Origin of the sequence: Prauserella rugosa, assembly GCF_000719975.1 — a bacterium.
Lineage (GTDB): Bacteria > Actinomycetota > Actinomycetes > Mycobacteriales > Pseudonocardiaceae > Prauserella > Prauserella rugosa.
In genome coordinates this window covers 239,739-260,837 of sequence record NZ_JOIJ01000005.1, presented here as the reverse complement: position 1 = coordinate 260,837, position 21,099 = coordinate 239,739, and the positions used below count along the sequence as shown (strand labels likewise).

The window sequence follows — 21,099 nt, the reverse complement described above, 5'->3', positions numbered from 1 at the left end:
GTGCATGAGCATCCGCTTAGGTCGATCCGAAGGAGTGTCCGCCATGCCCGAAGCCGTGATCGTCTCCGCCGCCCGGTCCCCCATCGGCAGGGCCGGCAAGGGCTCGCTGGTGGACATGCGGCCCGACGACCTCACCGCGGCGATGGTGCGGGCCGCACTCGACAAGGTGCCCCAGCTCGACCCCGCCGACATCGACGACCTGATGCTCGGCTGCGGTCTGCCGGGCGGCGAGTCGGGGTTCAACATGGGCCGCGTGGTCGCGACCCTGCTCGGCTACGACCATCTGCCCGGATGCACCATCACCCGCTACTGCTCCTCCAGCCTGCAGACCACCCGCATGGCCATGCACGCCATCAAGGCCGGCGAGGGCGACGTCTTCATCTCGGCGGGCGTCGAGACCGTCTCGCGGTTCGCCAAGGGCAACTCCGACTCGCTGCCGGACACGCACAACCCGCTGTTCACCGACGCCGAGGCGCGCACCGCCGCGACCGCGGAGAAGGAGACCGACAGCTGGACCGACCCGCGCGAGAACGGCCAGCTGCCCGACGTCTACATCGCCATGGGCCAGACCGCCGAGAACCTGGCACGAGTCAAGGGCGTCAGCCGCGAGGAGATGGACGAGTTCGGCGTGCGCTCGCAGAACCTCGCCGAGAAGGCCATCGCCGACGGGTTCTGGGCCAAGGACATCACGCCGGTGACGCTGCCCGACGGCACCGTCGTCGACTCCGACGACGGCCCCCGCGCGGGCGTGACCCTCGAGGGCGTGTCCGGACTGAAGCCGGTGTTCCGCCCCGACGGCCGGGTCACGGCCGCCAACTGCTGCCCGCTCAACGACGGCGCCGCCGCACTGGTGATCATGAGCGACACCAAGGCGAAGCAGCTCGGCATCACGCCGCTGGCACGCGTGGTCTCGACCGGTGTGTCCGGCCTTTCGCCGGAGATCATGGGCTACGGCCCCGTCGAGGCCTCGCAGCAGGCACTCGCGCGCGCGGGCATGTCCATCGGCGACATCGACCTCGTCGAGATCAACGAGGCGTTCGCCGCGCAGGTGATCCCGTCCTACCGCGACCTGGGCATCGACCTCGACAAGCTGAACGTCAACGGTGGTGCCATCGCCGTCGGCCACCCGTTCGGCATGACCGGCGCCCGCATCACCTCGACGCTCATCAACTCGCTGCAGCACCACGACAAGCAGTTCGGCCTCGAGACCATGTGCGTCGGCGGCGGTCAGGGCATGGCCATGGTCCTCGAACGCCTCAGCTGACGTCTCCACGGTTCGCGGCCGGGTCGGGAGTGACTTCGGCACTTCCGACCCGGCCTCCCTCGACGACATCCCGAGCCAACTCCTGCGCGCACGGTGCGTGATCACGTGCCTGCGGGGGCAGGTGACGGTTGGATAACGTCTGCCCGGCGGTACCTGAAGGGGCTACCGGGAACCCGCGGCCCTGTCTTAATGTCTCGCCATGTCCTCATCGGTCTTCGTCACGGGCGAGGCCAAAGCTCCCTCGAACAATCCGATCACCAGCCAGTACGGGTTGTTCTTCATCGCCTTCGAGATCGAGCCGGACACCCACCGAATCCTTGATGCCGAGTGCTCGGCGACGTTGGCACTGACGAACCGGTTCGTCAGGAGCTTGTTCGCCGAAGAGCGCATCACGGACGAAGGTCTGCTCACGGAGCGGATCGCTGCGCGGTACCACGGTTCGTCGCAGCGGGCGTTGATCGCGGCGTTCCACCACGCAGCGACCAAGTACCGCAGCGCCGTCGGACTCGCCGCGGGCTGACCACTCCGTAGCACCCAGCGATTGCCTGGCCCTTGACCGGGCCGGACCCAGTCGGAAACACATGCGACCAGCAATGGCCGCACGTGTTTCCGACTTTTTTTGTGTGTGACATGGAAAGGACGACGACGGCGCGACGATGATTACGGACGGATTCCTCTACCTCGGTGTACTGCTCGGCCTGGCCGCGGTCATCGTCTGGGTCACCCAGCGCAGGCAGTACCGATGGCTCAAGTACGTACCCGGATTCGTGCTCCTGTACCTGGGCGCGGCACTGCTGAACACGGTGGGCGTGTTCGGCGAGTCGGAGTCGATCGAGACCACCGGCGGCGCAGTCCAGGACGCGCTCCTGCCCGCGATGATTCTGCTGCTGCTGTTCAAGTGCGATCTGCGCAAGATCATCAAGCTCGGCCCGAAACTGCTGCTCACGTTCGTCGTCGCCGCGCTGAGCATCGCGCTCGGTTTCGTCGTGGCGTTCGCCGTGTTCCAGGCGGCGCTGGACTCCGAGGCCTACAAGGCACTGGGCGCACTCGCCGCGTCGTGGACCGGAGGGTCGGCGAACCTCGTCGCCGTCCAGTCCATTGTGGATGCGCCGCAGTCGCTGGTCGGCTACGTGCTCATCGTCGACACGGTGCTGTACTCGGTGTGGCTGCTGCTGATGTTCGGCTCGGTCGGCTTCGCCGAACGGTTCAACCGCTGGACGAAGGCAAGGACCGTCGCCTTCGACGAGCACGCCGTCGAGGAGCACGAACGGCAGATCGACCTGACGTCGCTGATGACGTTGATCGGCTTCAGCCTGCTCACCTCGGCCGTCGCCACGTGGGTCGGCGGTCTGCTGCCCGAACTCGGCGACGTCGTCACGGGTACGACGTGGACGATCCTCATCGTCAGCGTGCTCGGACTCGTCATCGCCTCCACCCGGTTCGGCCGCACCGCGGGATCGTCGGAACTCGCGATGGTGATGCTGTACGTCATCGTCGGCATCATCGCCTCCGGTTCGGACTTCTCCTCGCTGGCCGAAGCGCCGCTGTACCTGCTGATCGGAATCGTCGTACTCGTCGTGCACGCGGCGGTGCTGGCGGTGTACGCCAAGCTGGCGAAGGTCGAGCTGTCGAACCTCGCCGTCGCCAGCACCGCCAACCTCGGCGGCATGGCGTCGGCTCCCGTCGTCGCGAGCGCCTTCCACCGGCAGATGGTGCCCGTGGGTGTGCTGTTCGCCCTCATCGGTGCGTTCTCCGGCACGTTCATCGGCCTGGCGACCGTGAACGTCCTGGGGGTGATCTGACGTGCCGGCCGCTGTCATGGACCTGCGGGCGCGGCGCTACTCGGCCCCGCTGGCCCGCCCGTTCATCACGGCCCGTCGACGTGTCGACACCATGCTGGGCGTCCTGGTGGAGATCGAGTTGGCCGACGGCACGGTCGGACACGGTTCGGCCGGCGAATCCTTCGGCGTCACGGGCGAATCGGTCGAGTCGGTGCTTGCGGTTCTCGCCGGCCCGGTGAAGCAGGCGCTCACCGCGCCGGCGGGCGAGCTGCACGGGCTGCGCGACCACGAGGACGCGATCGCCGACTCGTGCGTGGGCAATGCCGCCGCGAAGGCCGCGGCGAACGTCGCGCTCCACGACGCCTGGGCCACCGCACTCGGCGTCCCCCTGGCCGAAGCCCTCGGTGGCAGCGCCGAGACCGTGCTGCGCACCGACATGACGGTCAGCCTCGACACCCCGGACCGGATGGCGAAGGCGGCCGCCGACGCGGTGGCCGACGGCTTCGACGTCCTCAAGATCAAGCTCGGCAACGACTGGCGCGCCGACCTCGAGCGACTGCGGGTGGTGCGGGAGGCGGCGCCGGACGTGCGGTTCCGCCTCGACGCCAACCAGGGCTGGGACGTGAAGTCGGCGGTCCGCGTCATCAGGGCGATCGAGGACGCCGGGATCCCGTTGGAGCTCGTGGAACAGCCCGTCGCCAAGCACGACCTGCTGGGCATGGCCGCCGTGACGGCTGCCGTCGACGTGCCGGTGATGGCCGACGAATCGGTGTCCACTCCCCGCAGCGCGTTGGAGATCGTGCAGCGTCGGGCCGCCGACCTGCTCAACATCAAGCTCGCCAAGTGCGGCGGCATCGGACCGGCGATGGCCGTCGCCGACATCGCCCGAGCAGCGGGGATGGACTGCATGGTCGGCGCGATGATGGAGCCGCGGATCTCCATCGCGGCGGCGGCTCACGTCGCCGCCGCGCACCCCGCGGTGACGCTCGTCGATCTCGATTCGGCCGAGTGGATCGACGACCCCCACCTGACCGGCGGCTACACCCTCCACGGCGCCGACATGCAGCTGCATCGCGGCCCCGGCATCGGTTTTGCTCCCTGGGTGAAAGGAGAACACGAATGACGCTCCGCAGAACGACCGTGGCCCTGCTCGGCGCCGCGCTGCTGTGCGCGAGTGCGGGGACCGCGACCGCGGCTCCCGACGGCCTCGAGCCGGGCGACCACGCGTTCGTCGACGTCACCGCGGCGACCCTGTGGGTCGAGCCCGGACTGGACCGGCCGATCGACGCACCGGCGCTGACGAACCCGGTCGACCTCGACCGGTGGAACCGCAACCTGGCCGACACCGAGCCGCGGCGTTGGCTGACCGGCAAGCTCGAGACGCAGGCCGTCCTCGGATCCGAGGTCGAGGTCACCGAGGTCTCCGGCGACTGGGCGCACGTCGTGGTCGCCGAGCAGGACACTCCCCGCGACGACCGCGGCTACCCGGGCTGGGTTCCGGTGGAGCAGCTCGTGGAGAGCGACCGGTTCGACACGCTGACCGACACCCGGCCGTGGGCGCAGGTCACCGACGACCGGACGTGGCTGACGGGCTCGCCGACGGGCGCGCGCCCACTGTCGGAGATCAGCTTCAACACGCGTCTTCCGGTGCTCGCCGAGACGCCGGGCGCGGTGCGGGTGGCGCTGCCCGACGGGTCGGCGGCGTGGCTCGACCAGGACGCGGTCGACGTCTACGACCAGGGCGGGCAGCCGCCCGCCCCGATCGGTGCGGACCTCGTCGAGACCGGCAAGCAGTTCCTCGGGCTGCGCTACCTGTGGGCGGGCGTGTCCTCGTACGGCTTCGACTGTTCCGGCTTCACCTACAGCATCCACCGCGCGCACGGGGTGTCGATCCCCCGGGACGCCTCCGCGCAGGCCGAGGTCGGCCAGGACGTCGACGTCGCCGACCTGCAGCCGGGTGACCTGCTGTTCTTCGCCCAGCCCGGCGGTGTCGGCAACGTGCACCACGTGGGCATGTACATCGGCGACGGCAAGATGATCCACGCGCCGAACGCGGCCGAGTCGGTGTCGATCGTCGACTGGCAGGACTGGGACGTGGACGAGGAGTTCTCGGGCGCCAAGCGCATGCTCTGACGCGCGCGGCGGTCGTCGGTGTCCGTCCGGGCGACGTGCCGACGACCGCCGCCCGTGCGTCCGCCCCACGCGAGGCGCGCATACGAAAGCCGCCCGGCCGTCACGGGCCGAGCGGCTTTCGCAGGAGGACGCGGGAGAGTGCCTACTCGCTCTGCAGGTACGACAGCAGGCGCAGGATCTCCAGGTACAGCCAGACCAGCGTGGTCATGAGGCCGAAGGCCACGTACCACGCGAACTTGGCGGGAACACCCTGGCGGATGGCCTGGTCGGCCATGTCGAAGTCCAGCAGGAAGCTGAACGCGGCGATACCGATGCAGACGATGCTGAAGATGATCGCGAGCGTGCTGCCGTCGCGCAGGCCGATGTTGACGCCGAACAGCGACATCACCAGGTTCAGCAGCATCAGGATGGCGACGCCGCCGATGGCGCCGATCATCCACTTCTGGAACTTCGGCGTGACCTTCACGGCCCCGGTCTTGTAGACGACCAGCATCACCACGAACACCGCGGCAGTGCCCAGCACGGCCTGCATCGCGATACCCGGGTAGATCATCTCGAACACGCCGGTGATCGCACCGAGGAACACACCCTCGGCCGCCGAGTAGGCGAGCGTCATCGGGGCGCTGGTCATCTGCTTGAAGATGATGACGAGCGAGAGAACCAGCCCGACCAGCATGCCGCCGATCATGGCGCCGGTGACCGCGCCCATCGAGTCGGCCGCGATCTGCGACTGGGCCCAGATCGCGGTGATGATGCCGACGAGCAGCGTCACACCGAGGCTGGCGCCGGTCTTCATCACCACGTCGTCGACGGTCATCGGACGGTCGGCCGCGCCCGAGGGAGCCTGGGGAGTCCCGTAGCCGGGGACGCCGCCCTGGGGCTGTTCGAAGCCCGCATACGGCGCCTGCGCCGCCGCACCCTGCGGCAGGTTGCGGAAGGCGGGGTTACTTGAGGTTCGCACCTGATCCTCCTGGATCTACTGGCCTTGCAATGGGTGTAACGACCGCACGCGCCGGCCGGTTCCCGTAGGTCGGTAAAGTCGACTTTACCGACGTATCCCCGTGACGGGTGGCTGGGTCCACGCACATTTCATCGCGGGTCGCAACCGATGTCCACTCAAGTGGCCGATTGCCGGTCACGGGCGCGCACGCGAGGATCACGAGCCGTATCCGATCCATTACCGAACGCGTGCGAGTCGCGGTGTCGGCACCGACATGTGGACATGCGATCGCCTCTGGGGGCGCGGCACACCCCGACTCTCGCGGGTTCGAGACCATAGGGGGACTCCCGTGGCGCCTACCCCGAGCGCTGCTCCGAACCCGCGCGCGTCGTCCTCGTCGCCGACGCGCGCCGCCGTCACCGCAGACACGACAGGCAACACAGACACCCGCACTCGGCCCGCATCGGCGGGCACGGTCGCGCTGCGCCTGTGCCTGGCCGTCGTTCTGGCCGCGTTGTCGCTGGTCGTCGTCACCCCGGCGGCCTCGGCCGAGGTGCAGGAAGGCACCGGCCACCGCACCACCCCGGGCCAGCCGTACGGCGGGCAGGACCGCGACCACGACTGGGTCGGCTCCTACCTCGTCGGCGGCAAGCAGGTGTTCTGCGTGTCGTTCGCGCTGAAGGCGCCCGACTCCGGCGAGCAGTACCGGCCCGGTGACGAACTGCTGACCAAGTGGGGCGGCAAGATCCCCGAGGACACCGCAGCCAACATCTCGTACCTGCTGCTGCGTTACGGCGACACCCAGGACGCCGACGAGGCCGCCGCGCTCGCACACCTGCTGCACTCGTGGACCGCCGCGCCGCGCACGCCGGCCGACCTCGACCGCGACCTGCCGTTCGACCAGATCGGCTACGACGTCGACATGCAGTTCGGCAAGCTGCCCGCGGGTGCGAAGGATGCCGTGGAACGCCTGCGCACCGACGCGAACGCCAACCGCGGCCCGTGGACGGCCGAGGTCACCGCGCCGGAGGAGCAGCAGACGATCGGCGAGGCGGGCGACTGGACGGTGTCGGTCACGAACGCGGCGGGCAAGGGCGTGCCGAACGTCCCGATCTCGCTGTCGGCCGAGGGCGCCGAGGTCGGCGACGAGCGCGCGTCGGTGACGACCGGTGAGGACGGGACCGCGACCTTCGCCGTCACGCCGACCGCCGAGGAGCCGTCGGTGACGGCGTCGCTGTCGGCCCCGGCGCCGCGGCCGTACGTGCAGGACCCCGTCACCGCCGACACCCAGCGTGTCGTCTCCACCGGAGGCGAGCAGGAGCTCACCGCGAGCGCGAGCGGCACCGCGAAGAACGCCCCGGGATCGGTGAAGGTCACGAAGGTCGACGCCGAGTCCGGCAAGGGCATCGCCGGGGTGCCGCTGCGCATCACCGGCGAGGACGAGAAGGCACCCGCGGTCGGTGACGACGGCGAACCGCTGAAGGGCCAGGACGGCAAGCCCGCTGTGGTGACCACCGAGGGCGAGGCGGGCGTGGCGAAGATCGACGACCTGCAGGCGCCGCAGAAGATCTGCGTCGTCGAGGTCAGCCCGCCGAACGGCTACGTGGACGCGTTCGATCCCGACAACCCGCCGTCGGCGTGCGGCGAGGTCAGCCCCGGCGAGACGCTGACGTTGACGATCGACAACAAGCCCGACGAGGTGCCGAAGGTGATCCCCGCAGGTGAGCAGGGACCGCCGGTGGCCCAGAGTGCGACGACCACGTCGACACCGGTCGGTGCGCTCGCCGGGCTGGGCGGGCTCGCCGTGCTGGTCGCCGTGGCCGCGGGCGTGCTCGTGCACCGCCGTCAGTCCGAGCGCTGACATGAGCGACAGGCGCGTCCGGTTGAAGGCCTACCTGTTCGGTGCGGCCACGGTGCTGGCGGCGCAGGCGTTGGTGGGTGCGGCGGTGCTGATGCCGCCCACCGACGCCGTCGCCGGCAGTGCCGAGCCCACCGAACAGGCTCGGCAGGTCACCCAGCAGCCTCAAGCAGACCGGCCGAGCGAACCGTCGCCGGGCCCCGCGACGACCGAGCGTGCGCCGCGGAGCGAGCCCGCCGAACAACCACGGCAGAAGCGTGTCCGGACCGCACCCAGCGGCCAGCAGCCCGGCACGATCCGGCTGCCCGACGGCGGCTCGGCCACACTCGTGCGGAAGGAACTCGAGCCGAACGCCGTCCTGCCGGTGCCGGAGAACCTCAACGAGGCAACCTGGTGGGGTGCGGGGCTCGACGCGCCCAGCGGGGCGAGCGTGTTCGCGGGGCACGTGAACTGGCAGGGCAGCGAGGGCCCGTTCGCCGAGCTGTGGCACGTGCGGGTGGGCGATCGGGTCTCCGTGGCCGACGCCGACGGCACGAAATGGCACTACGAGGTCTCGCAGATCTTGACCCTGCACAAGAACGAGGTGCCCGCGCGCTCGAGCGAACTGTTCGGGCAGAGCGGACGGCACCGCGCCGTGCTCGTGACCTGCGGCGGACGTTGGGAAGGCGGGGCGACGGGATACGAGGAGAACCGGGTCGTCGTCGCCGAACCGGTCTGAGCCTGCCGATCGAACGTGCCCGTTTTGCCCAGCGGGTCGACCGCGTCCGTCCACGTCGGACCGTGACGGCAGCCGCCGGTGATCGATGTCGGCCGGTTCACTCCTGGTCCTGTCACCACACACGGGCCGCTCGCGGGTACGGTCTGGGTATGGCTTCCGAGCACGACAACCGGCTGCTGCCGCTGCGGCGGGAATTCAACCAGGCGTGGCACGGATTCGATCGCACTCAGGTGTTGCAGTACGTCGAACACCTCGAGGCTCAGATCCAGCGGATCGTCGCCGACCGCGACAACGCGCATGCCCGGCTCACGACGGCATCACGCGAACTGGAGAACGCGCGCCGTGAGGTGACGCGCCTGCAGAACCGGGTCGAGGAGCTGAAGAAGCCGCCGGAGCGCCCCGAGGACCTCGACGAGCGCATGCAGCGTTCGATCGACCTGGCCAACACGCGCGCCGCGGAGATCGTCAGCCGCGCCGAGGAGGCCGCCACCAAGACGTGGGCCGAGAGCGGCGAGGTCTCGAAGAAGCTCCACGAGCGGTACATGAAGCTGGTCGAGACCCTCGACAACCACGCGGAGGCGTTGCAGCGCGAGCACACCGACGCCCTCGCGGCCACGAAGGCCGACGTCGAACGCATGACGGCGGAGGCGGCGAAGCGTCAGGAGCGGCTCGACACCGAGGCCGAGCAGAAGCGCCGCACGATCGAGCGCGAGTTCGACCAGAAGATGGCCGCCGAGAAGGCCGCGCTGGAAAAGCACGTGGCCGACACGAAGGAAGCCAGCAAGAACGCGGCCGAGCGGCGCATCGCCGAGGCGACCGCCGAGGCGAAGCGGCTCGTGGACGAGGCCACCGCCAAGGCGAAGAAGCTCGTCGACGACGCCACCGCCGATGCCGAGCGGCGCACGAGCGAGGCGACCAGCGTGGTCGAGCGGCTCACCAAGATCCGCAACGATGCACGGGCCCGGCTCAAGGCCGCCGAAGAGGCGCTGCACGCGGGCGAGTCGGCGCTCGAACCCGTCGACGACGAGGACTCCGAACTCGACCAGCTGCCCGAATCGCTGACGAGCTCGTACGACGCCTCGAAGACCGCGCGGGCCACGCAGGCCGCCAAGACGAACGGATCCGCGGGCAAGGCCTCCGAGGCGTCCCCGGCCGGCGGCTCGGCGTCGGCATCCGACTCGGCGGCATCCGGCTCGGCAGCGGCAACCGGCTCGGCAGCGGCATCGGACCCGGAGGCGACGAGGCCGGCCGTGCAGCCGGTCAAGCCGGCGACCGGCGGGCCTGCCGCCCAGGACGGCAAGGCCACCGGAGGCAGCGGCGACGCCGCATCCACGTCGGGCTCGGGTGCGGACGACACGGGTAAGTCCGGTGGCCCGCTTCCTTCGCCCTCGCCGAAGGACACCACCTCGCAGTGACCGTGTGCTTCGTGGACGGCTCCCCGGCGGGCCGTCCACGAAGCGAACTCACGCCGCCGGGCTCGGGCGCCGTCACACGACCCTGCGCGCGCCCTCGAGGTTCTCGGCGAGACGGTTGATGGTGGCGGCCTGCGCGACGTAGTCCATCGCGCTGAACTCCCACGGGTACAGCTGGCCCGCCTTCGCGGCGGGCAGTTGCGCGAATGTCGGCTGCTTGAGCATGTCGTCGCCGCTCATCGCCCGCAGCGAGTACAGGACGACGTCGGTGCGGAACGACGTGATGTTCTCCCACGCCACCTGCCGCCAGTAGTACTGGTCCCCGCCCGGGTCGGGGTACTTCACGCCCAGCTCGGTGTAGCTGCGCAGAGCTGGATCGTCCTCGGCCTTCGCGATGTGCACGCCGTCGGTCTCGTAGGCGGCCACGGCCATCACGGTGAGCCCGGACGAGGCGGCCTTCTTCAGGCGTTCCCGCGCGGCGTCGTAGTCGGCCTTCTTCTCGTCGAGCAGCGCCCGCTCGACCCCGAGCGACGTGGCGAACTCCGTGGTGCGCTGCACGACCTTGTCGGCCGAGCCGGTCATGGACAGGGCGACGATGGGCGCGATCTTCGCGGCGTCCTGCTGCTGCTTGATGTCCTTGAACCCGTACAGCGGCTTGTCCGGGTCGACCTCGCCCGACTCGTCCTCGGGGTAGGCATGCGTGACGATCAGGTCCGGCTTCTGGGCCTGCAGACGCACGAGGTTGATCTCGCCGTACGTCGTGCCGACCTCGGTGACCTTCGAGGTGTCCTTGCCCTTGAAGTTCACGTCCGCGTCGAGGCCGGTGTAGCCGAACGAGGCGACCGGGACGATGCCGTAGTTCCACAGTGAGGCGATCGCGTCGTTGAGGCCTGCGATGCGGGTGGGCGTGCGATCGAGGCTGATCTTCTCGCCGCGGTCGTCGGTGAACGACCACCCGGACTTTCCGCCGCCGCCCTTCTCGTCGTCGGAGGTATTGGGGCCACAGGCCGACAGGAAGCCGGTCGCGGCGAGCGCAGCGGCACCGCTGAGCAGGCTCCGGCGGGACATCGTTGAAGACATGGCCACCAAAATAGGCAAGCCTAAGCTAAAAACCTAGCCCGTGTGACGCAGTCCGACCGCGAACCACGTCGCGGCCCGCTCATCTAACCGGCTCGGCGCTGGTCGGCCGGACCGCTCCACCGGCACAACAACAGGCAGACGTCATCGTCGTGGTCGGTGGCGCCGAGCATCTGGTGGAGCACGTTCTCGGTGCGCTCGGCGGGTTTGCCAGCGCCGCAGCGCTCGAACACCGTCGCCAGCCGCGCCATGCCCGCGTCGATGTCGCTGGTGCGCCGTTCGATCAGGCCGTCGGTGTACAGCGCGACCGACGAGCCGGCGACCAGTGACCGCTGGTGTTCGGGGATCCGGCACCGCGGATCCACGCCGAGCATCGGCCCGTGGTCGGCGTCGAGATACGTGACCTCGCCGGAGGGGTCCTGCACCAACGGCGGAGGATGCCCCGCACTCGCCCATCGGATGGCACCCGTGCGGAGCTGGATCTCGACGACGACGGCCGTGGCGTACAGCGAGCCGCGCCCTTCCCTCAGCAGCTCGTGCACGAGACGGAGCGACGAGGACGGGCCGTGCCCCTCCAGTGCGTAGGCGCGCAACGCGTTCTGCAGCTGTCCCATGACGATCGCCGCGTCGAGACCGTGCCCGGTGACGTCGCCGACCGTCAGGACCACGGTGCCGTCCGACCGCGCGAACGCGTCGTACCAGTCCCCGCCGATGTGCACGCCGCGGGTGGACGAGCGGTACCGGGCCGCGATGTCGACCTCGTCGAGCGTGGCCAGCGTGGGCAGCATCGCGTACTGCAGTCGCTGCGCGAGCTCGTGTTCGCGTTCGTACTCGTAGGCGTTGCGCAGCCCGAGCGCGGTGCGCCCTGCGACGGCGTGGGCCAGCGAGATGTCGTCGGCGGTGAACTCGCGCCGCTCCCGCGAGAGGTCGAGTACGCCGAGCACGAGCCTGCCCGCGAGCAACGGCACGCTGAGCCGGTGTCCTCCGGTGCGCACCGACCGCCGGGTGATGAGTGCCTGCTGGGCCGTGACGTCGGGCCGGTCCGCCTCGCCGTCCTCGCGCGGCGGAGAGGTGCGGCGCAGCCCGTCGTCGGTGGCACGCCAGACGGTCGTGCGGTCGGCGAGCCGGTGCGAGTGCACCAGGGCGCAGATCTGCGCGAGCATCTCCGCGCTGTTCAGTGAGGTCGCGGACGCTCTGCTGATCTCGTCGAGGAAGGCCGTGCGATCGATGTCGGCGTGCCACGGACTGGCTCGCGACCGCACGGCTCGTTGCCAGGGCAGTTCGTCCTCGAGGTCGGCGCCGCCGTGATACCGCGGGCGCCGCCCGCGGGTCGCCTCGTCCGCGTCGGGGAAGTCCTCACCCAGGTCCCCGGGCAGTATGTCGGCCAACGACGCGACCACGTCGCCGACCGGCACGCTCGGGTCAAGACTCTCGAGTACCTCCGCGACGGCCGTCCACGCACTCACGGGTAGCTGGCCTGCCCGCACGGCCTTGGCGAGCTCGGCACTGAGCGGACCGCTCAGCTCACGCTCGACGCTCACCACGTACCACCTCCACCCCTCGCCGGGCCTCCACTATGCCCGCTGCCAGCGGTGATGTCTCGCAACCAGCCTTCTGGGGGTCACTCAACCGTCGTAGTCGCAGAAGTTCGGGCCCGGGGCGTGTACCGACGCCCGCCACAGGGCACACCGGGATTGTGAACAATCCGCGGCCGTGCTCACGGCCGCATCGAGCCGACGGGGCCGACGATGATGATTGAGCAGAGCCGCGTCGCGGCGGACGCCCTCCTGATCGACATCGCGCTGGACACGGGCGTCCAGAGTCCGACCGACGCCCGCCACGCGGTCGATGCCACGCTGCCCGAGGTCGACGAGTCGACCCGCCAGAACACGTTGTTGCTGGTGACCGAGCTGGTCACGAACGCGGTCGTGCACGGCAGCCCGCCGTGCCGGCTACGCGTGCACGCCGCCGCAGGACGGATGCGGATCGAGGTGTCGGACTGCGACCCGCGGCGCCCGGTGCTGATGCGTCCGGGGCCGGAGCTCGATCACGGACGTGGCCTCCTGCTCGTGTCGGCCCTGGCCGACGACTGGGGTGTCGAACCACGGTCGGCGGGCGGCAAGACCGTGTGGGCGGAGCTGTCGTACGCACGTCTGCGCGCAGACGCCTCCCCCGCCTGAGGGGTTCACGGTCTGCGGGGCCGCATCGAACCGACGGAGCAACCGTCGACGAGGTGGACGATGACCACGACCACGAAGGGTGCGCAGCACGACGGTACGCACGGCCACGGGGACCGGGCCTGTGATCGCGCCGCGTGCCGTGTTCACAATGGGCGGATGAGGACTTGGGTGAGGATCGCCGCGGCGGTCGCGTTGCTGGCCGCCACGGCCGCGTGCGCAGACGAGCCGAGCACCGAACCCGCGCCGAAGCCGACGACGTCGCAGGCGCCCTCGTCGGCCCCGTCCGCCCCGGAACCGCGGGGCGGTGCCGACAGCGGTCAGGGCTGCGGCCAGCGCGCACTCGACAAGGGCGAGTTCAACCCGGACTGCAAGGAGTACCAGGGTTACCTCGACCCCGGCGGTGCCGGACGCGAGGACACCGCCGGGGAGGCCCAGCTCGAGTACGCCTGCGAACAGGGCTACATCCCGAAGGAGAAGTGCTGAGGCAGGTCGGGCGCTGCAGGTCGGGCGCTACCGGTCGACCTCGACGAGCCGCACCGGGCCCAGCAGCCCGGACGGTTGCACGTCCCATTCGGCGGGCGGTGTCGTCCGCCAGCTCATGTAGTAGTTGTCGGGCAGCGTCCCGTTGCGCGCCATGGCCCGGACCCGGTTCGCCGCGAGGTTGGTGACCTCGATCTCCAGCACGTTGTCGCCGGGGCGGAGCGCGTCGTCGAGCGGGAGGCGGAACGGGATGGCCCACGCAACGCCGAGTTCGGCGCCGTTCACGGTGACCCGCGCGGTCTCGCGCACCGTGCCGAGATCGAGCGCCCACTCCCTGCCCGCCTCCTCCGGCGCCAGGCGGAACGTCGCCGTGTAGCGGGCGGTTCCCGAGAACGCCGCCTCCGCCGCGCCCAGTTCGGTCCAGGAGACGAGTTCGTCGATGGTGCGGGGTCCGGGCACCTCCGGGCCACCGTCGAGGAATTCGACCTTCCAGCCGCCGCGCACGTCGTGCCGCCTGCCCGTGGGCGTGAGTGTGCGGTACTCCGGGGCGCTGATCCGCTGCCGTTCCAGCGCGCGCAGTACGACGCTCTCGCCGGGAGCCAGTGACACGTGCACCTGGCTCTCCCCTCCCCTGTGGCGGTGCGGCGCACTGCCGCGTTCGTCGCGCAGCGGGTCGAGAGCCGCGACCGAGGAGGCGGGCGTACCGACCGGATGCCAGCCCTCGACCGGCCCGTCGGTCAGGTTGGCCACGAAGTAGTCGGCGCCCTCGTCGTGGTAACGGCGCAGCACGTGCAGGCCCGTGTCCGCGAGCGGTTCGCGGACCGCCCCTGCGGCGGCCAACGCCTCGTCGACACCGTCGCGGCCGGTGACCACGACCCGGCCGCTGCCGACCCGCTGCGTGCCGCCGCCGGCCGCGCCGGTCAGCCTGCCGGTCAGGTCGCGCAATGTCCGCCTGCGTTCCTCGAGCTTCGCCAGCCCGGGAACGTCGGAGGGCAACGAGCCGACGAACACCACCGTCGCACCCGCCGCCGCGAACTCGACGAGCTTGGCGAGCGTGTCGACCGGCATCAGTTCGGCACCGGGAACGACCACCGCCGCGTACCGCGACTGTCCATTCGAGACACCGGAGTGACTTCCCCGGAACTCCGCGAGTTGGCGGTCGGAGGCCCAGTCGAACTGCCAGCCCCTGCGCTCCAGCCCGCCCACGACCTCGTCGGCACCACTGGGATGCGGATACATCCAGCCGCTGCCCTCCCAGTGGTAGTCCGGGGCGAGCTCACCGTCCTGTTCCTGCATGCCGCCACCGGTCGGGGTGGCCCACACGTCGTGCTGCGGCCAGTACACGAGCACGTCGTTGCCGTGCCTGCCGTGTTGCAGGATCGACTGGCAGCGCGTGATGTACTCGGTCAGCTCGGACACGTACCGCCACCACGGATTCGCCGGCCGCACCTGCGTCGCCGCGTAGAAGTTGACGCCCGGCCACGGGGCGTCCTGCGGCGAATAGGTCGTGCCGTGGAAGACGATGTGGTTGATGCCCGCGGCGAAGAGGATGTCGACGGCGGGTTTCGCCTGGGACAGCGAGACGTGGTAGTGCTCGTCGCGCCAGGTGATCGTCTCGGCCCCGACGAGTTTCCTGCCGTACAGGTGCGCCGCCGACGAGGCCATGCGCCACACCAGGGGAACGGGCGGGCGCGGCTCGGCACCGTGGCGCAGTCCGGGGACGGGGATGATCTCGCCGCCGGTGTACTCGGTCTCCGGAATGTCGGCCGCGCCGTAGACGTCGAGCAGGTTCGCAGGCGAACCGTGTGCCTGGTTGCGGGTGAGCCAGTTCCGGTCTCCGCTGAACTCGGTGAACGGGCGGGCGAAGCACTCGAGGAACAGGTCGGAGAAGGTCTCGCGCACATCCGACAGCACCCGGGTCCGGGTGTCGGACTCGGCCTGCTGGTCGAAGAGTTCGGGCAGGTGCGGGGTGAGCTCGTAACCGCGCAGCCGCGCGAACTGGTCGAGCGCGGCGGGTGTCCAGTCGGTGGCTTCGAGTTCGAAGGAGTCGTGAAACAGGGCGCGGATTCCCCGCCTGCCACCGATGGCATCGCCGAAGTGGTCGAGGTGTCTACGGATCGCGGACGCGTCGAAGTAGTCGGCCATGAGGCCCTTGCCGCCGGGCCCCGCGCGTTCGACGCGTTTGAGGACCCAGCCGCTGAACACGCCGGTGAGCCGCCAACGCCCGGGTGGTGCGGTCCAGTCCAGGCGTCGATCGCCGTCCACCCGGTCGGTGAGGTCGACGGTGTCCCCGCTGTCGACCTCGCGAGCCACGAGCGCGGCCAGTTCGGGTTCGGGAATCGGCGCCATCGGAGGCCGGAGGTCGGGGCGGGAGAGCTTCTCCTCGTCGACCAGATCGGGATGGGGCGGATGAATCGTTTTTACCGGATCGTCGAGCCGCTGACCTCCGCGCAGCTCCCAGTGTTCGACGAGCGCCCGGCCCGCGCTCTGTTCGACGTCGATCCACGGGCCACCGAACGTCCAGCCCGATCCCGACGTCAGGTCGACGCCCAAGTCGCGGTCGGCCGCATGGCGGAGTGTCGTGTCGAGCGCGATGAACCATTCGCGGCTCAGGTACCGGCGAATGCGATCCTCTTGTCCTTGCGCCTCGTAGATCGGCTGGATCTCGACACCGCCGAATCCGTGGTCGGCGAGCTGGTCGAGCTCGTGGGCCAGCCCGTCCTCGGTGACGGCACTGCCCAGCCACCACCAGCGGGTCCACGGCCGCGTTTCCCGGTCGGCGGCGGGCCAGCGCAGTGGGTTCACACCACCGCCCGACGTCGCGGCCTGCGCCGGCACGGCCATGCCGCCGACCACCGCGAGCCCCGTCAACGCTCCGCCGTAGATGAACTGCCTGCGATTGAGCATGTGCACCCGCCTCACCGTTGAAACGTTTCAACGGAAGTTAGACGGTGACGAACCGCATAGTCAATACGACGATCACCGACCGCCTGGCACGAGCATCGGAATCCGCAACACGACGGATGCCGGGCCGTCGACGGCGTTCGTACTCTTCGGACGGGCCGTCGAACCCGGCAGCCCCATGTCCGAGTCCTGTGACCGAACGGAGCCGCTCATGCCCACCCCCACGCCGACCGCGACACCGGCCGCGCTCGCCGCCAACGCCTCCGACCACGTGGAGCCGGGCGCGATCTCGAGCGCAGCGCCCGCCCAGATCGACATCGCACAGGTGACCACCGGCGTTCTCACCGCGACCACGTACCAGGCCATCGTCGACGCCGCGGGCGGTTCCGCCGGCGGCACCTCGCACATCGCCGCGATCGAGATCCACGAACACGCGTCCGTCACCGAACTGACGGCCGCGCGCGCCGGCGTTCTCACCGACTGACGAGGACCGTCCGCAGCGGCGCGGCACGGACCGCCGCCCTGTGGTCACCTACTGCGAGGAGGAACCGCCCGTGACCGCGTTGCTGCCCGTCGACGAGGACTTCTTCCGCGATCCGTTCCCGTTCTTCGACCGGCTGCGGGACTCCGGTCCGGTGCACGTGTTGCACGCGCGGGACGGGTCGCGGTTCTGGCTCGTCGTAGGCTCCACGGAGATCACCTCGGGTCTCCTGGATCGGCGGCTGTCGAAGGATCCCGACCTCATCGCCTCGGCGCGCACCCGCCAGCTCTCGGAACGCGGAACGATCACCCCGGCCGCCGAGTATGAACTGGACGAGGTGACTCTGTTCCTGCGCTCGTTCACGGGGGACGTGACCTCGGTCGTACGCGACACGCTGTCGGCCGACCACGCGGCGCGGCAGGCGGGTGCCTTCGGTGCCATTGCCGCCGACGTGCTCGGCGGCATAGACGACACCGACGTTCCGGTCGACCTCGTGCAGCACTACACGTTGCCCTACTCGATCCGGGTGTCCAGTCATCTCCTCGGGGTGACCGAACCGGAGCGCTTCCACCGCGCCGTACACGCCTGGCTGTCCGCACGGGACGACGCGGGCCGCGAGGCGGCCGTGACCGAACTGAACGCGCACTTCCGAGCGACAGCTGTGGCTCGGCAGGACGACCCCGCCGACGACGTCGTGTCCGCGCTCGTCGCACGGATCGGGGTCGGCGACCTGGACTCGCTCAACCGCGCTCTGCTGATCTTCCTCATGATCAGCAGCGAAACCGTCTACAGCTTCCTCGCCACCGCGACGTACCTGCTGCTGACCAACCCCGCGCAGTTGCGGTCGCTGCACGACGATCCCGAACAGATCACCACCGCGCTCGAGGAACTGCTTCGGCTCACCGGACCGCACAACATCAGCGCCCAACGGTGTGCCACCGAGGACCTCGAACTCGGCGGTCAGCGCATCGCCAGGGGCGATCTCGTGGCGTTCGCCCTCGGCGCCGCCAACCACGACCCGGCCGTCCACCCCTGTCCCCATCGTTTCGACCTAGACCGCTCTCCGCGCAGGCACCTCGCGTTCGGTGCAGGCCGGCACCACTGCCCGGCCGCCCACCATGCCCGGGCGGCATTGACCGCCGGTCTCGAAGCCCTCCTTCACCGGTTCCCCGACCTGGAACTCGCCATCCCCGCCGACAAGGTCCGCTGGCAACCGTCGGAGACCCTGCGGTCGGTGCAGGCCCTGCCGGTCCGACTCCGCGAGTGCGCGGCGGTGGCCCCATCCTCGTCCGGCCGGAACTCATTCGGATGACTGAGGCACACGGGTCCGCGACGCCCTAGTCTCCGTGCCGATGGACAGCTGCACGACGTCGCAACGCCCGATCGCCGCCCCCGCGGCATCGGCCTGGCTGCTGCTGTCCTCACCGCAGAGCTGGACGGGCCTCGCCGGCGCGTTCACCGTGGACTTCGCGGGCAGGAGAGGCGACGGTACGTGGGAACGCGCACGCTACCGGCTGACCACACCGGAGGCGAGTGCCGAGGTCACCGTCGCGACCGACGCACGTGACCGGGTCGCAACGCTGACCCCGGACGACGCCGAAGCGCCCGCACTGCGCTGGCGGGTCGACGAGGCGGACGACGGCACCGGCATTCTGCGCTGGCAGGTCACCGGGGAGCTGCCAGCCGCCGTGGATTCGGTGTGGCGTGCAGTGGCCGACGCGGACACCGCGCTCGTGCGCTGGGCCGCTGTGATGACGAGAATGCGCGCGATTGCCGACGCCGGGGACCCCGCGGCCGTCGCCCGCGCGTTGGCTCCGTTCCTCCGTGACCGTGCGGAGCACTCCGCGGCAGCGGCGACCCTCGACGCGGGATGTGTCGCGGCGATCCGTGCGGGCGGACTCTTCCGGCTCGGTGCCCCCGACGTCCTCGGTGGACGCGACTACGACTTCCGTACCGTCGTCGACACCGTTGCCGAGCTCTCCGCTGCCGACGCCGCCGCCGGATGGTGCACCTTCATCGGGAATCAGTCGGCCTACCTCGCCTGGTTCGACGAGCCGGTGGCGAAGGAGTTCGCGGGCGGCGACGGCGGTGTGATCCTGGCCGGTTCGACGGCGATCTCCGGTCAGGCAGAGCCGTCCGGAACCGACACCTACCGGGTGAGCGGACGCTGGCGGTTCAACAGCGGCTGCCTCCATGCCGACTGGCTGATGGGTGGCGTCACCGTACCGACCGAAGGAGGCGCCGAACCCATGCTGGCCGTCGTCCCCCGCCGCAGTGCCGAGATCGTCGACACCTGGCACGTCGCCGGGCTGGCCGGTACCGGCAGTCACGACCTGGTGCTCACCGATTGCGAAGTCCCGGCGCGACGGCTTGCGCCGCTGTTCTCCGCGACAGCACGCTGTGGCGGACGACTACACCGGCTCAGCCCCTACAACATCCAGGGCGTGCTGATGATCGGCCTGCCACTGGGGATCGCCCGGCGCGCACTCGACGAGATCGCCGCCCTTGCCGGGAACGCACCACTCCTTGACGACGTCGACGTCGCCGTCGAACTCGCCCGGCTCGAGACGGACCTCGCCGCCGCCCGAGCTCTGGCACTGCACACAGTGGACGATTACTGTGAACGGTTCGGCGACGACGCCAACCCGCCGAGCCGTGACGATCCGCGCCTGGCACTCGCGCTCCGCCACGTCACCGACACGGCCAAACGCATCGTGGGCGAGGCCAACCTCCTCGGGGCGCATGCGGCTAACCCCGCACTCGAGCGCTGCCAACGAGACATCGTCGCCGCAGGTCAGCATCTCGCCGTCAGCGACGACGTCGTCCGGCGCAACGCGGTCCGGTTCATCGGCGGTGATCGCCCGTGACGGACCTCCTGGCGACGGGACCAGCCGCGAACGACACCGGCGAACCGGGTCCTGCCGCGGCATGCACGTGGGAGGAACTGCACCGCGCCTGCGAGGAGGCGGGCGGTATCGACGCGGGCAACGGACTGCTGCTGGCCAGATCGGCGACGCTCGCAACGGTCGTCGGCGGGCCCGCGACGTCCGACGGCCCCCTGACCGGATGCCTTCGCCCCGGCGGAACACTCGTCCGCACTCCGCGCGGCTACGTGCTCGACGGGGAGTGGCCGGGCGTGCCCGGTGCCGAAACGGCGTCCAGGTTCGGGCTCGTGGCACAACGCGATTCGATCGCCGGAATCGGGACCGAACCGGTCCTGGTACTCGTCCCACGCGGCGCTGTCCACATCGGAACGAACCGGCCCGCCGGGCTGCTCTCCGTGCACCCGCGCACCGTGTCGGTAACCGGGCTTGCCGTGCCTGAGAATGCCGTCCACGACGCGTTCGCGCCCGGAACGGGACACCTGCTTCCGGTGACGGCCCGGTGCGCCGAAACCTCCGTACTTCTCGGACTCGCCCGCCGCGCGCTCACCGAGATCACGCGTACCGCGCGCCACAGATCCCGACTCGGCTCGGTGCACCGAATGGCGGAGGAACCGTTGCTCCAGACCGAGCTGAACCGAACCGTGCAGGATTTCCGAGCCGCACGCGCACTTTTCCACACCGAACTCGCACGTCTTCCCGACAGCGCATCCGGAACCACACTGACGACCGCACGCCGTGTCACGTTCGCCGCCGCTGCCCTGCACACATACCAGACCGCGATCGAAACCATCCGTTTCTCCTTCGGCAAAGCCGGTGGTTCGGCGCTCTACAACGGACACGCACTGCAGGAATGCTGGCGCGACGCCGAGACGCTGGCGCGGGAGTTCCTCGTATCGCCGCGGGCCGAGCGGGCCGTGGCACATGCACAGCTCGGTGGCCGTCCGCAGCCGGGCCTGATCTGATCAACGTGGGCCGACCTTCTCCAC

General features: G+C 70.1%; 18 protein-coding genes. 14 read left to right on the top strand and 4 right to left on the bottom strand.

Annotation, left to right across the window (positions count from 1 at the left end; all coding sequences use genetic code 11):
- The first annotated feature begins 43 nt into the window (after nt 1-43).
- The 5 genes from IF64_RS0109765 to IF64_RS0109745 all read left to right on the top strand — a co-directional run bounded on the left by IF64_RS0109765 (nt 44) and on the right by IF64_RS0109745 (nt 5,178).
- Nucleotides 44-1,264 (top strand): acetyl-CoA C-acetyltransferase, encoded by a 1,221-nt coding sequence (locus IF64_RS0109765; RefSeq protein ID WP_030531724.1) that lies wholly within the window; start codon nt 44-46, stop codon nt 1,262-1,264.
- Between the two features lie 199 nt (nt 1,265-1,463).
- Entirely contained in the window at nt 1,464-1,784 is a 321-nt protein-coding gene (locus IF64_RS0109760; RefSeq protein WP_030531723.1) for a DUF3870 domain-containing protein, read from the top strand.
- Between the two features lie 136 nt (nt 1,785-1,920).
- Nucleotides 1,921-3,066, top strand: coding sequence for a DUF819 family protein (locus IF64_RS0109755; RefSeq protein WP_030531722.1), 1,146 nt, complete (start codon nt 1,921-1,923; stop codon nt 3,064-3,066).
- A 1-nt stretch (nt 3,067) separates the two neighbouring features.
- Nucleotides 3,068-4,168, top strand: a complete 1,101-nt coding sequence (locus IF64_RS0109750; RefSeq protein WP_211252552.1) for a dipeptide epimerase — start codon at nt 3,068-3,070, stop codon at nt 4,166-4,168.
- Nucleotides 4,165-5,178, top strand: a complete 1,014-nt coding sequence (locus tag IF64_RS0109745; protein WP_030531720.1) for a C40 family peptidase — start codon at nt 4,165-4,167, stop codon at nt 5,176-5,178. Before IF64_RS0109750 ends, IF64_RS0109745 begins: the two co-directional genes overlap by 4 nt.
- Nucleotides 5,179-5,320: 142 nt before the next feature.
- Here IF64_RS0109745 and IF64_RS0109740 read toward each other — a convergent pair whose 3' ends face one another.
- Complete coding sequence (locus IF64_RS0109740; RefSeq protein WP_030531719.1) at nt 5,321-6,139, bottom strand: Bax inhibitor-1/YccA family protein; 819 nt, start codon at nt 6,137-6,139, stop codon at nt 5,321-5,323.
- A 460-nt stretch (nt 6,140-6,599) separates the two neighbouring features.
- Here IF64_RS0109740 and IF64_RS0109735 point away from each other — a divergent pair, with 460 nt between their 5' ends.
- The 3 genes from IF64_RS0109735 (at nt 6,600) to IF64_RS0109725 (ending at nt 10,109) form a co-directional block, all read left to right on the top strand.
- Nucleotides 6,600-7,979, top strand: a complete 1,380-nt coding sequence (locus IF64_RS0109735; RefSeq protein WP_030531718.1) for an MSCRAMM family protein — start codon at nt 6,600-6,602, stop codon at nt 7,977-7,979.
- Nucleotide 7,980: 1 nt separating this feature from the next.
- The gene (locus IF64_RS0109730) at nt 7,981-8,694 is read left to right on the top strand and encodes a class F sortase (RefSeq protein WP_030531717.1); all 714 of its coding nucleotides are present in this window, start codon (nt 7,981-7,983) and stop codon (nt 8,692-8,694) included.
- A gap of 149 nt (nt 8,695-8,843) precedes the next feature.
- Complete coding sequence (locus tag IF64_RS0109725; RefSeq protein ID WP_342779929.1) at nt 8,844-10,109, top strand: cell division protein DivIVA; 1,266 nt, start codon at nt 8,844-8,846, stop codon at nt 10,107-10,109.
- 72 nt (nt 10,110-10,181) lie between these two features.
- On the opposite strand, the gene IF64_RS0109720 is transcribed toward IF64_RS0109725, so the two are convergent.
- Both IF64_RS0109720 and IF64_RS0109715 read right to left on the bottom strand, forming a co-directional pair.
- A complete protein-coding gene (locus IF64_RS0109720; RefSeq protein WP_030531715.1) occupies nt 10,182-11,186 on the bottom strand; it encodes an ABC transporter substrate-binding protein in 1,005 nt (334 codons plus the stop codon).
- An 83-nt stretch (nt 11,187-11,269) separates the two neighbouring features.
- Nucleotides 11,270-12,724 (bottom strand): PP2C family protein-serine/threonine phosphatase, encoded by a 1,455-nt coding sequence (locus IF64_RS0109715; RefSeq protein ID WP_246134776.1) that lies wholly within the window; start codon nt 12,722-12,724, stop codon nt 11,270-11,272.
- Nucleotides 12,725-12,931: 207 nt separating this feature from the next.
- Between IF64_RS0109715 and IF64_RS0109710 the strand changes: the two genes are divergently transcribed.
- Nucleotides 12,932-13,363: an ATP-binding protein gene (locus IF64_RS0109710; protein ID WP_051757640.1), complete on the top strand. Its 432-nt coding sequence runs from the start codon at nt 12,932-12,934 to the stop codon at nt 13,361-13,363.
- 156 nt (nt 13,364-13,519) lie between these two features.
- Nucleotides 13,520-13,846 (top strand): hypothetical protein, encoded by a 327-nt coding sequence (locus IF64_RS0109705; RefSeq protein ID WP_145600445.1) that lies wholly within the window; start codon nt 13,520-13,522, stop codon nt 13,844-13,846.
- Nucleotides 13,847-13,873: 27 nt separating this feature from the next.
- On the opposite strand, the gene IF64_RS0109700 is transcribed toward IF64_RS0109705, so the two are convergent.
- On the bottom strand, nt 13,874-16,765 hold the full coding sequence (locus IF64_RS0109700) for a glycosyl hydrolase (protein WP_145600447.1): 2,892 nt from the start codon (nt 16,763-16,765) through the stop codon (nt 13,874-13,876).
- Nucleotides 16,766-16,958: 193 nt separating this feature from the next.
- Here IF64_RS0109700 and IF64_RS0109690 point away from each other — a divergent pair, with 193 nt between their 5' ends.
- From IF64_RS0109690 to IF64_RS0109675, 4 genes are all read left to right on the top strand, one after another.
- The gene (locus tag IF64_RS0109690; RefSeq protein WP_030531710.1) at nt 16,959-17,231 is read left to right on the top strand and encodes a hypothetical protein; all 273 of its coding nucleotides are present in this window, start codon (nt 16,959-16,961) and stop codon (nt 17,229-17,231) included.
- Nucleotides 17,232-17,301: 70 nt separating this feature from the next.
- Nucleotides 17,302-18,540, top strand: coding sequence for a cytochrome P450 (locus IF64_RS0109685; RefSeq protein ID WP_145600449.1), 1,239 nt, complete (start codon nt 17,302-17,304; stop codon nt 18,538-18,540).
- A 40-nt stretch (nt 18,541-18,580) separates the two neighbouring features.
- Nucleotides 18,581-20,095 carry an acyl-CoA dehydrogenase family protein gene (locus IF64_RS26010; protein WP_145600451.1) on the top strand — a complete coding sequence of 505 codons (1,515 nt, stop codon included), beginning with the start codon at nt 18,581-18,583 and terminating at the stop codon, nt 20,093-20,095.
- On the top strand, nt 20,092-21,075 hold the full coding sequence (locus IF64_RS0109675; protein WP_030531707.1) for an acyl-CoA dehydrogenase family protein: 984 nt from the start codon (nt 20,092-20,094) through the stop codon (nt 21,073-21,075). The genes IF64_RS26010 and IF64_RS0109675 overlap by 4 nt, the downstream gene beginning before the upstream one ends.
- Nucleotides 21,076-21,099: the final 24 nt, after the last annotated feature.